General features: G+C 32.5%; 17 protein-coding genes. 12 read left to right on the forward strand and 5 right to left on the reverse strand.

The genetic code is table 11. From position 1 onward, the window contains the following. The first annotated feature begins 27 nt into the window (after positions 1-27). From E4O04_RS12825 to E4O04_RS12855, 7 genes are all read left to right on the forward strand, one after another. On the forward strand, positions 28-1,173 hold the full coding sequence (locus tag E4O04_RS12825; RefSeq protein ID WP_253708444.1) for an immunity 26/phosphotriesterase HocA family protein: 1,146 nt from the start codon (positions 28-30) through the stop codon (positions 1,171-1,173). A 5-nt stretch (positions 1,174-1,178) separates the two neighbouring features. Further along, positions 1,179-1,802: a class I SAM-dependent methyltransferase gene (locus tag E4O04_RS12830; protein ID WP_253708446.1), complete on the forward strand. Its 624-nt coding sequence runs from the start codon at positions 1,179-1,181 to the stop codon at positions 1,800-1,802. A gap of 18 nt (positions 1,803-1,820) precedes the next feature. Beyond that, positions 1,821-2,291 (forward strand): GNAT family N-acetyltransferase, encoded by a 471-nt coding sequence (locus tag E4O04_RS12835; protein WP_253708448.1) that lies wholly within the window; start codon positions 1,821-1,823, stop codon positions 2,289-2,291. Between the two features lie 512 nt (positions 2,292-2,803). After that, entirely contained in the window at positions 2,804-3,100 is a 297-nt protein-coding gene (locus E4O04_RS12840; protein WP_253708451.1) for a hypothetical protein, read from the forward strand. 127 nt (positions 3,101-3,227) lie between these two features. Further along, a complete protein-coding gene (locus E4O04_RS12845) occupies positions 3,228-3,533 on the forward strand; it encodes a hypothetical protein (RefSeq protein WP_253708454.1) in 306 nt (101 codons plus the stop codon). Positions 3,534-3,633: 100 nt separating this feature from the next. Further along, positions 3,634-4,377 carry a hypothetical protein gene (locus tag E4O04_RS12850; RefSeq protein WP_253708456.1) on the forward strand — a complete coding sequence of 248 codons (744 nt, stop codon included), beginning with the start codon at positions 3,634-3,636 and terminating at the stop codon, positions 4,375-4,377. Between the two features lie 10 nt (positions 4,378-4,387). Next, positions 4,388-4,810, forward strand: a complete 423-nt coding sequence (locus E4O04_RS12855) for a YkvA family protein (RefSeq protein WP_253708458.1) — start codon at positions 4,388-4,390, stop codon at positions 4,808-4,810. A 386-nt stretch (positions 4,811-5,196) separates the two neighbouring features. On the opposite strand, the gene E4O04_RS12860 is transcribed toward E4O04_RS12855, so the two are convergent. Together E4O04_RS12860 and E4O04_RS12865 are read right to left on the reverse strand one after the other, a co-directional pair. Beyond that, positions 5,197-5,511 carry a DUF4469 domain-containing protein gene (locus tag E4O04_RS12860; protein ID WP_253708461.1) on the reverse strand — a complete coding sequence of 105 codons (315 nt, stop codon included), beginning with the start codon at positions 5,509-5,511 and terminating at the stop codon, positions 5,197-5,199. Positions 5,512-5,518: 7 nt separating this feature from the next. Beyond that, the gene (locus tag E4O04_RS12865; protein WP_253708463.1) at positions 5,519-6,172 is read right to left on the reverse strand and encodes a hypothetical protein; all 654 of its coding nucleotides are present in this window, start codon (positions 6,170-6,172) and stop codon (positions 5,519-5,521) included. A 266-nt stretch (positions 6,173-6,438) separates the two neighbouring features. Between E4O04_RS12865 and E4O04_RS12870 the strand changes: the two genes are divergently transcribed. From E4O04_RS12870 to E4O04_RS12880, 3 genes are all read left to right on the forward strand, one after another. Further along, entirely contained in the window at positions 6,439-6,801 is a 363-nt protein-coding gene (locus tag E4O04_RS12870) for a DNA methyltransferase (RefSeq protein ID WP_256488901.1), read from the forward strand. A 65-nt stretch (positions 6,802-6,866) separates the two neighbouring features. Beyond that, positions 6,867-7,205, forward strand: a complete 339-nt coding sequence (locus E4O04_RS12875; RefSeq protein WP_253708466.1) for a hypothetical protein — start codon at positions 6,867-6,869, stop codon at positions 7,203-7,205. 39 nt (positions 7,206-7,244) lie between these two features. Continuing rightward, on the forward strand, positions 7,245-7,535 hold the full coding sequence (locus E4O04_RS12880; RefSeq protein WP_253708469.1) for a BrnA antitoxin family protein: 291 nt from the start codon (positions 7,245-7,247) through the stop codon (positions 7,533-7,535). On the opposite strand, the gene E4O04_RS12885 is transcribed toward E4O04_RS12880, so the two are convergent. Further along, positions 7,527-7,694: a hypothetical protein gene (locus tag E4O04_RS12885; RefSeq protein WP_253708473.1), complete on the reverse strand. Its 168-nt coding sequence runs from the start codon at positions 7,692-7,694 to the stop codon at positions 7,527-7,529. The genes E4O04_RS12880 and E4O04_RS12885 overlap by 9 nt on opposite strands. Before the next feature lie 231 nt (positions 7,695-7,925). Between E4O04_RS12885 and E4O04_RS12890 the strand changes: the two genes are divergently transcribed. Beyond that, on the forward strand, positions 7,926-11,303 hold the full coding sequence (locus tag E4O04_RS12890) for a helicase-related protein (protein WP_256488902.1): 3,378 nt from the start codon (positions 7,926-7,928) through the stop codon (positions 11,301-11,303). 77 nt (positions 11,304-11,380) lie between these two features. Here the strand turns inward: E4O04_RS12890 and E4O04_RS12895 are convergent, their stop codons facing one another. Continuing rightward, positions 11,381-12,583 carry a DDE-type integrase/transposase/recombinase gene (locus tag E4O04_RS12895; RefSeq protein ID WP_371922250.1) on the reverse strand — a complete coding sequence of 401 codons (1,203 nt, stop codon included), beginning with the start codon at positions 12,581-12,583 and terminating at the stop codon, positions 11,381-11,383. A 159-nt stretch (positions 12,584-12,742) separates the two neighbouring features. Between E4O04_RS12895 and E4O04_RS12900 the strand changes: the two genes are divergently transcribed. Further along, positions 12,743-15,997, forward strand: coding sequence for an Eco57I restriction-modification methylase domain-containing protein (locus E4O04_RS12900; protein ID WP_253708478.1), 3,255 nt, complete (start codon positions 12,743-12,745; stop codon positions 15,995-15,997). A 108-nt stretch (positions 15,998-16,105) separates the two neighbouring features. Here E4O04_RS12900 and E4O04_RS12905 read toward each other — a convergent pair whose 3' ends face one another. After that, positions 16,106-16,888, reverse strand: a complete 783-nt coding sequence (locus tag E4O04_RS12905; RefSeq protein WP_253708481.1) for a TaqI-like C-terminal specificity domain-containing protein — start codon at positions 16,886-16,888, stop codon at positions 16,106-16,108. Positions 16,889-16,983 lie beyond the last annotated feature (95 nt).

Here is a 16,983-nt window from a genome sequence, read left to right on the forward strand (position 1 = left end):
AGGTATAATTATTAAAAGGAATTAAGCATGTCTAAAAAATTTATCTTAACCAACGAACAAAGAAAGTATCTGGGTCTAAATCCGATTGAGGCTCACTGGGAAGTAATGGATATAAAGGGCAGCCTCTATTATTTTGACGGAGATACTATCAAAAAAGAAATTTCCGCATCGGACTATGAGGGAGAAGCTTTTTACTATAAAGAAAATGAGCTTGATGTTGAAACGGGAGAAAACAGAACTATTGTTCTTCCCAAGACGGCAAAAGGAAAGCCGAAAAAATTAAACTTTACGGCAACTCAATCATTTAAAGGAATCGGAGTGTATTTTTCATTCGGAAGCGGACATGTGCTTATCGGAAACTACACCACACAAAAAACCTACTATTCGGAAAACTTAAAAGAAAGCAAGGCTTCGGCTCTCAATTCTTGGATTGAAAAATGGATAAAAGAAACATCAAAAGAAGATTTAGCCGATTTGGAAAATTTTAGAAACGAAAAAAGAGCTCACCAAAAATATAAAGAAGGAGATATCTTTGCTTTTAAAATAGGAAGACGGCAATACGGTTTCGGAAAAATTTTAATCGATATTGTTAAGTTAAGAAAAAATCCGGAATTTAAAAAGAATAAAAACTACGGTCTTAACAACCTCATGGGAACCGCTTTAATTGTAAAGGTCTACCATAAAATCAGCACCGGCATAAACATCAATCTTGACGAATTGGAACAATGCCCTTCCCTCCCCGCACAGCCCATAATGGATAACAATATCTATTACGGCGAATACAAAATTATCGGAAACAAAAAAGTTACTTACCAAGACTTAAATGACGCTCCAATATCGACAAGCAAGAGTATAAATCATCAAGACAAGGATATTGCCTATCTCCAATACGGCTTGATATATAAAGAAATGTCTTTAAAAGAATACGCTCTATACAAAGACGAAGAATGGTATCATAAAAATTACCGGGCAGAATCAATAGGCTTTTCTTTAAACATAGAAAAATTGGAAGAATGTATAAAAGCAAAATCAAACGCCCCCCTTTATCCGGCAACCGGCGGCGGCCTAAATAATCCCGCCAACAAAAAAGATAAGAATTCAGTTTTCAAAGCCTTCGGTTTGGACGGTGATTTGGACTATGAGGGAAACTTAAAGCTCGCAAAGGAAAAGTAAAACCTATGATAGAATATTACAAAAAAAGAGCAAAAGAATATGAAGACATATATAAAAAGCCTGAAAGACAAGAGAGTATTCTTGAATACCAAGATTATATTAAAAAACTTTTTCAAAACAGGAATGTGTTAGAGCTTGCCTGCGGAACCGGATTTTGGACGGAAACATTAACCAAGACTGCAAAAACCGTACTTGCAACCGACATTAATAAAGAAGTACTGGAACTTGCAAAACAAAAAATTTTTAAAGCCTGCAAGCCGGAATTTGCAATTTTAGATTATAGAAACTATGAACCTAACAACGAATACAACGGCATATTTATAGGCTTTTTGGCAAGTCATCTGACAAAACCTGAATTTATAAACCTTATCGAAAATCTCATAGAAAAAACTAAAAAGTCTTCTTTAATTTTTTTTATGGACAACCTTTTTGTAGAAGGCGAAAGTACCCCTATATCCAAAACCGATAAAAACGGCAACACCTATCAAATACGAAAACTTAAAGACGGCACCGAGTATGAAATAATGAAAAACTTTTACTCCGAAAAAGAATTTGAAATTTTACTAAAAGGCAAAACTTATAAATATTTTTCCAATAAATATTATTGGTCTATTGAAATTTACACTTAAAGTTCATATTATGTTTTTATGAAATCTAATCACCCTACTCCCGATAGCCTCGAATTTAAAGAGATCACTCCCGATAACTGGAGAATAATCAATTCTCTTTCCATAAAAAAAGAACAAAAAAATTTTGCAGCCTCGAATGTTACCATCCTTGCAAAAGCCTTTGCTTACAGAAAAGAAAATGCAAAAGTTTTCGCCGTCTATTATTCGGATAAACCTGTAGGGCTTATAATGCAGAGAGATTGGATTGACGGCAAAAAAACTATCTGCATTATGGATCAATTTATGATAGATAAAAAAAGTCAAGGAAGGGGTTTAGGAAAAGCAGCTTTAAAAAAATGGCTTTCAATGATAGAAGCAGAAAAAAAATATCCATGTATTCAGCTTTGTTATGTTGAAGGCGATATAGCAGCAAAACGCCTCTATGAAAATTTCGGCTTTTATGAAATCGACAAAGACGAAGATGAGATTATAATGCAGAGGGATATATAAATAAAAATTAATTTAATCTTTGTTCACAATGCTTGACAAAATAGATATTTTTATGCTAAGGTAAGCACATGCAGGATTTTTTGAGTTTATGCTTTTTTAAAATTTTCTCATTAAATGCTTTAAATGAGGTAAAGAACCGCAGTGATCTTATAAATAAAATACTGTGCCATTTTACCCCCCCCCGTGTATCAAAATGACACAGTTTATAAACTAAGTCAAAATCTTTTATATCATTATTTTTTTCTCTTTTGTAATAAACGCATAAGACAATTATGTTATTTTGTCTTGTGTGTTTTTTTATATATTTACCGCCTTGAAATTAAATTTGAAAGTAAATCAAGATTTTTGTTTTACAATTTAGTAAGGCGGTTTAGTAGCTTAGGTTTTTACGGTCAACCTGTACGAAATGACAGCCGGCATTTCTTTACAAAATCCGTCTGTGCAGAACCCTTTCGATTATGGGTTGAACGGGAAAATATAGAAAATAAATTTTTATAAAGGAGAGTTAAACAATGGAAGAATTTATGGATAACCAATATACCATTTCCATAATAGAAGTTATATCTGATGGAAAATTGAACATACATGAATTTGGTGAATATCACTTTAAGGCAAATGTTTACTGTCGAAAACATAATTTTGGAAAATGCGATGTTTATATGATAAAGGATTTACCAACGATACATAAAATGAGTCAGTTTAACTATAACTTTGAGAATCGGACTATAGATGTAATTATGGAAAAATCTGATAACAATTCTTTTACTATCAACGAGATTTTGAGCATAGAAAAAAATCCGCCTAATTAAATAAGGAAAAGTTTTTGTTCATTGTTTGTCATGTAAGATGTAAAAACTGAAATTAATGCCTGCCTTTTAGGTGTTATATATAAATTAAAGAAGCAAACAGTAAATACTGCTTGCGGAGGAGAATAGTATGGAAAATGCAAATGGACCAAAGGAATGTACGCTAAAAATATTAAGCGGCATTGATCATCACGGTGATGGGAACTTTAAAGCATATAGTTTCAATGCAGACATAATCAGATTAAATGGCGAATTGCTGGAAAATGTAAAAGTAGACATTATACATGGTGTATTAAATGACAAAGAACTGGCAAGAATAAGTAAAGGTGCTAATCTAAAAGCCATGGTTTCTGGGTTTTATGATTGCAATACCCCAGTTGGTTGTTCAATAACCAGCACTAATAAAAATTACTTTTTGCATAATATATTGGATTAGTAACATAGTAAATAACTGAAACGATGCCTAGTCTCGTGGCTAGGTATCAAACATACATTTAAACGCAAGTAATAACGGCTGCTTGCAAAGGAGAATTAATATGGGACTTTTTGGTGATTTATTACGTGCTGCTGGTAGTGCTGCATTTGAGGCCATCGATTCAGCTTTGACTGCTCAATATAATGCACATTGGGAAAGTGAGGAAGATAAGGCTGTGTTTTTTAAACTGATGGAAAAATGGAATGATTTCTTTTCAAATCTTGAGATTTCAGACTCTATCAATTTCATAGATACAGGTAAGAAAGTTTTTTGTGCTTCGACCGGACATATTACAAGTCGAGAAATGCCTGTGTATTTGTATGATGATGGAAATAATTTAAAATTTAATTTTGCAAATACTGAAATAAATACAAGAGTGAACGATTATGACTCTATACCTACTCATAGCTATCATTTTTATTATGAATTCACGAGGAACAATATAAACTTCATTATACATTCTGCTATTATACATGACGAGTATATCATTGAACTTGAATCCAGCATACTTGAGAAGAATGTGGCTGTAAGCTTTTCACATGCTGATAATTCTAATTATTTTGCTATTCGAGATGTAATGAAATCGATTGGCTTACCGGAATTAGGTGAAAAAATAAATTTAATCACAGTAAAATTGCACGAAATCGAAAGAAACCGACAAAAAGAACGAGAAAGAGAAGAAGAAGCTAAAGAAAGAGCAAAAAAAGAATTTGAAGAAAAAATACAACAACAAGCCGAGGAAAAACGTATTGCTGAAAAGAAAAAAGAAACTGATGAACTTTTAAGAAAACTTGATGAAATATAAGGAGAGACTTATGTCCGACGAAGAAGAAGAAAAAAGAGTAAGTGAAGAGGAATTAGTAAATACTTATCAAAAACACTTTGATAAGAATCTTGCCTTAAAGTTATTAAAAAAATTACGCAAGTCAACACGCAACAAGTCGAAAATAATTGCAGGTACGGCAGGTGCGATTGTTAGCTCACTAGGTAAATTACTTTCTACACTGGATAATCCTGACATGTCTGTACACTTAAAAGCACTTGTAATCGGAGCTATCGGCTATATTATTTTACCGCTTGATTTAATTCCGGATATGTTGCCTGCAGTCGGTTACGGTGATGACCTTGCAAGTGTTGCAGGCGTAGTCGCAGCTGTTGCTGCTTACAGTGATTTTTCACTTGATGAGTTAGACAAAGAAATAGATGCTGACTCTGTATTAAAAATAACAGGAGAATAAAATATGATATGCCGTTTTTGTGGACAAGAATGTAACGCAGGCTCCAGTCAAAAACTTTGGACAAAATACGGACCTGCTTGTAAAGGAAATTCCTCCGGAAAGCATGTACTTGTCTCTGATGGAGTACATTGCGTTTATTGCGGACATGAGTGTAAGCCCGTGAGTACCGGAATAATTACCAAATTCGGTAAGCAATGTCCTAACTCACCAAGCAAAAAACATTCATTGCAGTGAGAACTAACAGATATAACATTAAAACCTCATAACAATCCGGCTAATTTCTTTCACAGGATCAGCCGGAAAAGTTTAACAGTGTAAGAGGTTGTCCCAAAAACAAAGTTTTTTAAGACAGCCTCGGTTTACGTTACGGCAAAATTGTTACCGTCTTACACCGCTTTTAGATAAAAATCTGTTTCCGCAGTGCGAAGATCTTTGACGGGTACTGCACTCGATGAGAACTGAGTGCAAATACGGATGGCGTATTGTTTATCTTTTTCAAGTTCGGCGGGAACAAAGAATTCCACCAACGAAGGAGTGTTGGTAAAGATGTGTTCCTCTTTTACCTTTATAGGTTCCGAACCGTCTTGAGGTACACAGTATACACCGCAGTCTTCCAATGTACCGAGAATGCGGATTCGGTTTCCCGAAACCCTAAGCGATTTTCCGCAAGTAATAATCTCATTGTCTTGTTGAGTAAACAAATATCTGCTACATATTCCTAAAAGATGTTTTTTTGTCGAAGCCGTGATTAATTATCTTTTCGGAATCCGTTAAACCTCTTGATTCACAATTTTGATCATTTTTGAGTGAAAATAAGTAGGTTTCCATGCCATAGTAAATTTGCTCAGGAGGGATAATAGAAGGAATGCCGATATTTTTTAAAATATAAAAACCATCCGGTAAACCCATATTTTTAATAACCAATTCTGGAAGTTTTATGTTTTCAAACTTTTTTTTATTTATTGCGGTAATAAGAAGGTCTGAGTGATCAACAGAAACTATATCCAAAATTTTTCCTCTATAATTAAAGTCTTCAAAGGTTTTTATAAACTCCATTTTATAAGACTTTAAAATACAGTTCCGAAAATCGGTTTCATCAATTTCCAATTTTAAACCGATCAAGAATAACTTAACACCTGCACGGACTGCAAAAAATTTATTGTATTTAGACGGTTCTTCTTTCCAAAGCCACCAATATCGGCGATAATATTCATGATGTTTGACATGCTCACTCAAAATATTAAAAAAATCTTCACTCCGCAAAGGAATAGAACCTCGTCTATCAAATGTTACACCGTCATCACTATCCGGCTGATGAGCCAAATAATCATAATAATCTTTGTTTTTGTCTATGATTCGCAATAGAAAAGCCTCTTATAAAAATATATATTCAAGTTTATTTTACATTTATTAGTATACACAAAGTGAAAAATATATTAAAAATGTACAGCCTAAAAATATTACTTGGTATTTTTTTTGTTTTTCTCGGAATAAAACAATTCCTTTCAATCAAATCTCTGTGAACAGGAAGAAGGTTACTTTCAATATTTTGAATAAGCCCCATATCGGGATCAGATAAAAACAATGTTCCCAGAATAAAGCACTTTTTATCTGAAGCTAAGCAAGGTATCACTGCAATAACTCTATGGAAATATACAGAAGTCGGTCATAATCAAGATGCACGAAAAGAGGTAAAAGAATTCAACTCAGAATCCGTATTTCCCACCCCTAAACCTGAACGGCTGATGGAGCGTATCATTACCCTTGCAACCTCTCCCAACGACCTCGTGCTTGATTCCTTTCTCGGTTCGGGGACAACCGCTGCCGTGGCCCATAAAATGAGACGGAGGTGGATCAGTATAGAAATGGGAGAGCACACCTACACCCATTGCAAGGTTCGGCTCGATAAGGTTATTTCAGGCGAAGACCAAGGCGCATTTCAAAAGCCGTCAACCGGCAGGGCGGCGGAGGCTACACCTTCTACAAATTAGTCCCCACTCTTATCAACCTCGATTCTTTCGGGCAGCCGATCATTAATGAAACATACAGCCCCGATATGCTCAGTGCCGCCGTTGCCCTGCACGAAGGCTTTACCTACAAGCCCGATACAACCCTCTTTTGGAAGCAGTCCGTTTCAAGCGAAAAATCCTATTTGTTCGTTACTACCCGCCATGTAACCGCCGCTTACCTGCAATCAATTCAAAACACCATGCAGGAAGGAGAATACCTTACCATCGCCTGTACCTCATTCGACTCCGCAGCGGCAAAAGAATATCCCACTATCACCGTCAAAAAAATCCCCCAAATGCTGCTTGAAAAATACGAATTCGGCAAAACCGGCTACAGCCTCAACATCGTTCATCCTCCTGTATATGAAGAAAATGAAGACTCATAGGCAGTTCAAATAAACGGCAAAATGTGATATAATGGTAATATGAAAACTATGACTCTCGATGAAATTAAAAACCTTCCTCCGATTACCGAAAAAAGGTTACAAGAGATTGAAGATTTTAAAACAACAGATTTTTCCGACTGTCCGGAATTGACTGATTTGCAATTAAAAAAATTACAACCGGCATACAGTGCAAAGTCTGAATGGTTTAGCGGTAAAAAAGAAACGATACAAGTAAACATTGATACGGACATTATAGAAGCCCTGAAAGCTCAAGGAAAGGAGTATCAAACTTTCATAAACGCAATTTTAAGAAAAGCCATATTAGGTTAAAAAGAGGATTATAAGAGCGTTGCCTAACCCTTTTCCCGAATACACCACCGACTGCATTGCAGGAATCATGCACTTCATAAAACCTGTTTGATGGGAATCTTCATTGACTACCGCTATAAAAATCCTGAACACTTCGGTTCCGATATCCGCTTTTTTCACTCACCTTACCAAAAACTACACCGCAATTCCTTATAACCTGATTGAAAAAATCATATCTTCATGTTAAAATCTATAATAAAGGCAGGTAATCTCAATATGGAAATAAAACCCAATATGTTAATTGATAACTCGGAAAATGGTGTTTATATGAGAGATATATTAAAAAACTATTTTTCAAATGAGAAAATCAATACGGTAATGATAGCTTCAGGTTATTGGGATTTACCCGGAATGGCCCTTATATATGATGAGCTTAAAAATTTTTTAGAAAAAGATAATAATAAATTACTCCTTTTAATAGGCGAAGACCCTCTTATACGAGCATATCAACAAATAAAACCTAAAATAAAAGATCCTAAATTTCCTGATGACTATATCAAAACTGACCTTGAAAACCTTGAGCTAAAATCCGAATATCAAAAAGTTGCCGAACTTTTATTAGAATATTCTTCAGATGATAATAACCCATCAATAGAAATAAGGATATATAGAAATAAAGATAATCCCAATACAAGATTTTTACATTCAAAATGCTATATTTTTGAAGGAGAAGATACTGCAATAGGAATAATAGGCTCTTCAAATTTTACAGCTAAGGGTTTGGAAAGTAATGAAGAATTAAACTATTTAGAAAATGACTCACGCATTGTTGCCTCCCTTAATATTGCTGTAAAAGCCCCCAAAAGCCATCATGTTTGGTTTTATGAAAAGTGGGAAAAAAGTGAAGCATGGAACAAAATCTTTTTAACTGAAATTTTAAAACCCAGCCCCTTTGGAAAAAAAGTGATAAAAAATATACAAAATAAAATCACTCCTCATGATATTTATATAAAATATTTACAATATTTTTTTGATGAAATAATAGATATTGATAAAATAAAATCATTAGAAGAATTTTTACCAAAAGAAATATCAAAATTGGAATATCAATTTACAGCTGTAAATCAAGCATATTCCATAATGAAATCACATGGAGGCTTTATATTAGCAGATGTTGTAGGGCTCGGCAAAACAATAGTCGCATCTCTAATTATAAAAAAATTTTTAGATGAGGTTTCTTTTAACAACAAAAATAAGAAAGTTTTAATTATCACGCCTCCTGCCATTAAATCTTCTTGGATTGAAACCATAACACTTTTCGATAAAAATGAAAAAAATAATTTTAAAAAGAATATAGATTTTATTACAATAGGAAAAATAGAAAGTATAAACGAGTATGAAACTTTTGAATTTAGAGAGCCTGAACTTTTCAATGAAGAAAATAAAACCGAAGTCATAAAAAATAAAAATTCATATGGACTAATTATTGTTGATGAAAGTCATAATTTTAGAAATGATACAAGCCTTATGTATAAAAACCTTGACGAGTTGATAGGAGAAATAAAGCCTACACCATATATAGGACTATTGTCTGCTACTCCTCAAAATAATTCACCTAACGATTTAAAGAATCAAATATTTTTATTTCAAAGAGAACATCAGAATTGTACTCTACCCGGTATTCCCGGTAGAAAATTAGAAACTTATTTTAATCAAAAGCAAAAAGAATTTATATATTTACGTAAACAGAAAAATAATCAAAAGGCATTAATCAAACTCTCTGCCGATATCAGAGAAAAGGTTTTAATGCCCCTGTTAGTACGTAGAACAAGAACCGATATAAAAGAATGGTATAAGGAAGATGCAAAAAATCTAAATTTTCCTAAAATAGTAGGACCTGTATCTATAAATTATGAAATGTCCGAAAATATGACAAAATTATTTGTCAATACAATGAATATTATTGCAAGCTATGACGAAGAAAAAGAACATTTTGTGTTTAAAGAAAAGAATTTACAATATTACAGATATAGGGCTATCGAATTTTTAGAAGATGAAAAAAATAGAAAATTATATGCAAAACGCTCAAACGTAGATAATGTTTCAAAACGTTTGGCACGGCTTATGCAAATACAATTAGTAAAAAGATTAGAGAGCAGTATTGCAGCCTTCAAAAAATCATTACAAAATTTAAAAATATATACCGATAATATGATTCAAATGTTGTATGACGATAAAGTTTTTATATGCCCTGATTTAGATGTAAATGAGGAAATAAAAAAAGCAGGCAGCTTTCAAGCAGCATATATAAATATCGAAAGAAAGATGAAAAACAAAAAAGGAAATAATAGAGTTTTTTCAAAACAAGATTTTGATCCTAAATTTATAGAATATTTACAACATGATAAAAAGATACTTGAAACACTGTACAATAACTGGACAGAAATTGAATACGATCCTAAACTTGAAGCCTTTAAAAATGCGTTAAATAATACATACTTTGACGGTTATAAGGGAAACAGAATTTATTTTTTTGATCCTAAGAAAAACAATCCTCATTCAGATGAAAAAAAACTAGTAATTTTTACTGAAGCAATAGATACAGCAAATGCAATAGAAAATATTATTAATGGAATAAACAATTCAAGTAATAAAAAAAAATATTCGGTTCTCAAAATAACTTCCGAAAACAGGGAACGGGATAAAGAAAAAATTAAAGAAAATTTTGATGAAAACTATGAAAATAAAAAAAATGATTATAACATTTTAATAACCACTGATGTCTTGGCAGAAGGAATAAATCTACACCGATCAAATACTATCTTAAATTACGATGCTCCTTGGAATGCGACAAGGCTTATGCAAAGAATAGGGCGTGTTAATCGTATAGGCTCAAAGGCCGAATGTGTACATGTATATAATTTTATGCCCACTGCACAAAGCGATAATCTAATACAACTAATAAGCATAGCACATGCAAAACTACAATCTTTTCATTCAATGTTCGGAGAAGACAATCCGGTTTTTACTGATGATGAAGAAATATATTCATTCGGCGAAGCTCCTGAACAAATAGATTTAGTAAAGCTATTGGAAGGAGAAAAAACAGAATCGGAAAAGTATATTGCCGAGCTTCGTGATTTTAAAATTAAAAACCCGCAAGAGTATAATAGAATAAAGGAATTAAAATTTCCTTTGTTTTCTAATTGTCATTCTGATCAACAGCACGATAAATCATCAAAGAAATCTGTCTTTTTTATTGTTCCAAAATCAACTAATACTAGAGCGGGAGGGCAATCTTATTTATATACCGATGGCAATATTGAAGCTATTAATCATGAAATGATGATTGAAATTTTAAAAGCAAACAAAGACAAAGAATCTTATTCTATATCTGAAGAATTTTTATTAAAATCACAAGAAGCTATTGAAAAATATGAAAAATATATAAACAGAATGAAAACTTCTGCCGATGAAAAAAAACTACAAACCGAAACTAAAGGCTATATACAAAAAATGCTGCAAAATTCTTCCAATAAAGAAATAAAAGACCTATTAAAATTATCCAGAGAGTATATAGAAAATGGTAATTTATATGTTCAAAAGAAAATAAAAAAAATATATGAAACATATTGTGAATCATTAAATGCGTCTAACACAAACTATGAATTAATTGAACAAGAAGCTTCCGAACCTGAAAAATATCTTAAACACGCTTTAAATGAGCTAAATCTTTCTTTAAACATAAACGCTCATAAAGGAGAATGTATATTAGGTTTAGAAACATAGAATAAAAAGTCCGTATTTCCTCATGTAAAAATCTAACCCAAATGATATGCATTACTCAAGTAAAAATCTAACCGTAGTTATGTAGACCAGCTGTGAGCCATTGAAATAAGTTTGCTCTGTAGCTCTTGTGTTTTATCAATCAGCTGTTGTAAATCTAGTCTGTCCTTCCTACGTCGCAGTTCATCTTTTTCAGCATCGCTTATATCAGAACTCTCCATAAGCCTACGATACGGTGTCTTAGCTTCATCATATTTCTTTATGACCTTTGCGTCTACCCTGTGCTTTGAAATAATCTTCATTGAAGGAAAAAAGAAGTTTACAAGCATGTTATATTGCTCATAAAGGTCAGCCATAACGCTTCGTGTCTCCTCTCCCTCAAATCGATAGTAGCCGACAATGCGTCTTACCACACTGTCATTTTTCTGTTCAACAAAACAATTATCATTCTTTTTATACGATCGGCTTCGAGTAAAGATAACATTATTCGTGTTGCACCATTGCAAAAGCTGCATATTCTTAAACTCGCTTCCGTTGTCGCTATCAATACCTTTCATCTGAAACGGTAAGTTTATTTTCACATCCTCTATCGCTTCTTTTACCCATCGGTGAGCTTTGTTTAAAAGGGCTCTATTTTCCGTCCAACCTGAATGAACATCAGTAAGGGTAAGTGTGCAAATATACTGTCCTTTAGTACTTATACCACAGTTTGCGACAGTGTCAACCTCAAAAAAGCCCGGTTTGCGTTCATCCCAGTCGAAAAAGGTGCGGATTGGAATGAGCTTATTAAGATTCTTTGAAGGCCGTGTTGTTGAAATACCTCGGATAGAATGTTTTGGAATTTCAGGCTTGAGAATCCTACCGACCGTTGCGCTTGATATGCGAGCAAGTTTTGCTTTAAGTTGTTCATCATAACCGAACTTTTGAGCAAAGTAATCGATATTATCACGTATAAAAGGCACGAGCCGTTTTGAACATAGGTACATCGAAAAAATCCATAGCCGGATGACTTGCTCTTGTACGTCTTGACCGTAGTATTTTTCATAGGTTCGCTTTTTTCGTGTCTTTTTAATAACATTCACACTCTTTTTGGCGACGTTGTTAAAATGCGTTATTTTTATGTATGCACTGTTTTTCAGAATGTGAATTGCATACTTTCGGTTGTATTTGGTTGTTGCGACAAACTCATCGAGGATTTTCGTCTTTTGTTTCTTGCACGCAGTGCAGTACCGTTTCACTATTTCCTCAGTCAGCTTCTTTCTCATTTTCATATCTAACCTCATTTTGCCCTTCCTTAGGGCTTCTATTTTAAGTTAGATTTTTACGTGATGAACAGCTTTTTTTTCGGTTAGATTTAACGTGAGGCAATGCGAAGTCTTGACAAGTGCTGAAAAAAAAGGTACTATTATTTATACAATTTACATGCACTTATAGGGAAAGTTATGTTTAATCAAAATTATCCGGGTTCGGCATTTATAATGCAAAATTTGTTAGTAAAAGTTTTTGGAAAAGCCTATGATGAGTCAAATGAAGACCTTCTTGAAAGCAATCCTGAATATCTCACAGCAGCAAAAGATACAGGTATAGAAAGTATAAATAAAATTGCAAAATTTGATATTGACCGTCCGCTTTTTATTTTTGACATAACGGTATCCGATAAGATCAACCTTTATAAATCAAGAGTAAAAATTCAAAATGTAGTAAGAAGACTCTCTACATCCTATACATCGTACTTAATATTTTTTCATTATGCAAACAACAAAGGAGATTGGAGAATATCCTTTGTAAATAAAGATGACTCATTAGCTTCAACTTCGGCACCCAAACGATATACCTATGTTGTAGGAGAAAACTACTCTTGCCGAACAGTCAAAGAAAGATTTGAAAAGCTTGAAAAAATGGAATCGAAAACGCTGAAATCCGTTATGGATGCTTTTTCGGTTGAAACATTGAGCAATGAATTTTTTGATGAGTACCGTAAAATATATGCTAAATTTGTTGAATTTATAACCGGAAAAAGGTATGAAAAAAAGGCTTCCAAATGGGAAGAAAAGACAGTATCAAAACCGAATCCTCAATTGAAATCCATATTCGAAGGTGATGAAAAAGCTGTAAGAGATTTTGTAAAAAAGATGATGGGACGATTAGTTTTTTTACAGTTTTTACAAAAAAAAGGATGGCTGGGTGTTCCATCAGACAAAGATTGGGGCGACGGTAATAAAAATTATTTGCAAGATCTTTTTACGACCTCAAAAGAGCAAGATAACTTTTTAACAAAAGTATTAGACCCGCTTTTTTTTGAAACATTAAATAATGACCGCAAAGAAAAAGATTATATTATTCAAGAAATACTTGGTAAAAATCAAAAAATACCTTACTTGAATGGAGGTCTTTTTGAAGCCGATAAATTTGATAAATGTAATATAGTTTTTTCGGCAAATTTATTTAAAGAACTATTTGATTTTTTTGCAAGATATAATTTTACTATTGATGAAAATGACCCTAACGAAAAAGAAATTGGTGTAGATCCCGAAATGCTGGGTAGGATTTTTGAAAATTTACTTGAAGATAATAAAGATAAGGGTGCTTTTTATACTCCAAAAGAAATAGTCGAATATATGTGCCGAGAATCTATTATTGCATATTTAATTACTCAAACTAATTTAAAGGAAAAAGATTTAAGGCATTTTGTATTAGATAGCATCTTAAATTTTTCCGATAAAGAACAAAAAGATATTCTAACTAAGCTAAAAAACGTAAAAATTTGCGATCCTGCAGTAGGTTCCGGAGCCTTCCCTATGGGCATTTTAAAAGAACTTTTGCATTGCCGGCTGCTCCTCGAAAAGAATGTAAATGCAAATACAATAAAAAAAGAAATAGTAAAAAACAATATATATGGTGTAGACATTGAAAAAGGCGCGATTGACATAGCCCGTTTACGGTTTTGGCTTTCAATAATTGTTGATGAAGACATTCCTATGCCTCTGCCCAACCTTGACTATAAAATTATGCAAGGAGACAGCCTCATCGAAAGCTATAAAGGAATTGAATTTCCTGATATGATGAACATGACAGAAAAATCTCCTAAAAGAGATATGTTCGGAAATTTAGAAGACCCTGTAGAAGAATTAACCTTTATCCAAAAAGGAACTATAGATACAATCCGAAAAAATATTGCCTTATACTTTAGTACTCATAATCATAATGACAAACACAAATTAAAAAAAGAAATAGAATATAGCATAAGGGATCATATAAAATATAATCTTGCTTTGCGTAAAGAAAAATTACATACCGATTTTGATACAAGAAAAAATAATATCACAACCAAAAAAGACCAAAAGGGTTTAGACGTATTATCTGAAAAAATAAAAACATTAGATGCAATTCATGATGAGCTGGATTCATTTGAATTTGAAAATCAATTATTTTTTCTTTGGCGTATTTTCTTTTTTGATATTTTTAAAGCCGGAGGTTTTGATATTGTTATTGCAAATCCCCCTTATATACAATTACAAGATGATAACGGCAAATTATCCAAATTATATGATTCAGTTGGTTACCAAAGTTTTGATAGAACGGGAGACATATATCAATTATTTTATGAAAAGGGTATTAATCTCCTAAAAGAAAAGGGGCATCTGTGTTATATAACATCAAATAAATGGATGAGGGCAGGCTATGGAGAAGCAACACGTAAATTCTTTGCAGAAAATACTCAACCAAAGATTTTAATAGATCTGGCAGGCGAAAAAGTTTTCAAAAACGCCACAGTTGATGTAAATATCTTACTACTACAAAAAGCCAAATATAACGATGAGACTATTGCAATAACAGGAGATTTAAGCTGCCTAGAAAAAAAGAGCGATTTAAATAGCTGTCAAAATCATGTTAATATAACATTCCCAAAGAATGGAGATAGCTGGATTATTCTTTCGGATATTGAACAAAGTATCAAGAAAAAGATAGAAGCAATTGGAACACCGCTAAAAGAATGGGATATAAAAATTTATAGAGGAATATTAACAGGTTGTAACGAAGCATTTATAATAGATAAAGAGAAACGGGACGAGCTAATAAGAAAATGTCCTCAAAGTGCTGAAATTATACGCCCGATTCTTCGCGGCAGGGATATAAAACGATATTCTTACGAATTTGCAGATTTATATTTGATAAATACCCATAATGGAATACGCGAAAAAAACATTCCTCCTATAGATATTAATGATTATCCTGCAATAAAGGAACATTTAGATCAGTTTTGGGATAAAATATCTGTAAGAGATGATCGTGGTAAAACCCCATATAATTTACGAAATTGTGCATATATGGAGGATTTTTCTAAACCACGTATTGCATATTGTGAAATTGGAAGTGAGATGAATGCATGTTTGCTTGAGCCAGAAATTATGATTAATAATAAATTATATATGGTTTCAGGTAATAATTTAGAATTCTTACTTTTATTTTTTAATTCAAAATTATTTAATAAAATAATTTTAAGGTCTGTGAATTTAACTGGAGGTAAAGGAACTAAATTTTTGCATTCAATATATACAATTAAACCAAATTCTGAAATGCAAAAACAAGCAAAAAAATTATTAATAAATTCATCTGAAAAAGAAAAAAACGAATTCATTAATAACATATATAGTTTGACAAAAACAGAAATAAAATACCTTGATAACATTAAGTAATATATGATTTTTATATCTTTAAAATAAATAAATTCAACCCATAATCATAATTTTACCTCTAAAATTAATAGAGTGGCATATATTAAACTAGAATATTTAAGCACAGTATCAGTGTATCTTTTTTTCAATAAAAGAGATTTCATTTTGTGAAAGAGAATATAAATTATAAATTATTGTATCTACATTTTGTTCTGACTCTTGAATAGCATTTACAGACGCTTCAATTCTCTTTCTTGTTTTATAATCAGGTAATGGTATTTTTAGCGGTTCTATGGCTTGAATACTAATTAGTAAATCACCAGTACCAGTCATAGGAGCATTTTGTAACATATATTTGCACATCTTTGAATTTAATAAAACTGTTAAATATTTTGCATAGCTACCAGTTGCAAAGCATGCACTGTCTAATATTAATAGCCCTGTACTGTCAAATGCAAATTTTAAAACTGATCCAACTCTTTTCCAAATTACTTTCTGCTTAGAAAAATCCTCCCAATAAGCTATACTATCTTGAAGTTCAAACCACTTATTATTTGTTTTCTTTCTGCTGCCTTTATTACCGGATTGTTCTAATCTTTTTTTACCCCAACAGTTTTTTCCATATTTCGATAAATGCACAGTATCTGTTTTTCCAAAATTGAGTAAGTACTCTTTAACAGATGGGTAATCATCGATATTATATTTTTTGCTTGGGAATGTGGTTATTAAATACTTGTCGGCAAAATTATAGGTATATCTTCTAATATCTTTGCCTCTTAATATCGGGCGTATAATTTCAGCAGAATTTGGCGATGCTTCAATCAGTTCTTTTCTTTTTGCACCATCGATAATAAAGGCTTCATTGCACCCTGTCTTTATTCCATAATTTATCTTTATATCCCAGTCTTTCAATGGGGTTCCTATTCTCTCAATTTTTTCTTTTATACCCTGTTCGATGGGATTTAAAATAATCCAAGAGTCTTTTATAGGAAATTTTATTCTTGTAC

Source organism: Treponema sp. OMZ 799, from assembly GCF_024181365.1.
Taxonomy (GTDB): domain Bacteria; phylum Spirochaetota; class Spirochaetia; order Treponematales; family Treponemataceae; genus Treponema_B.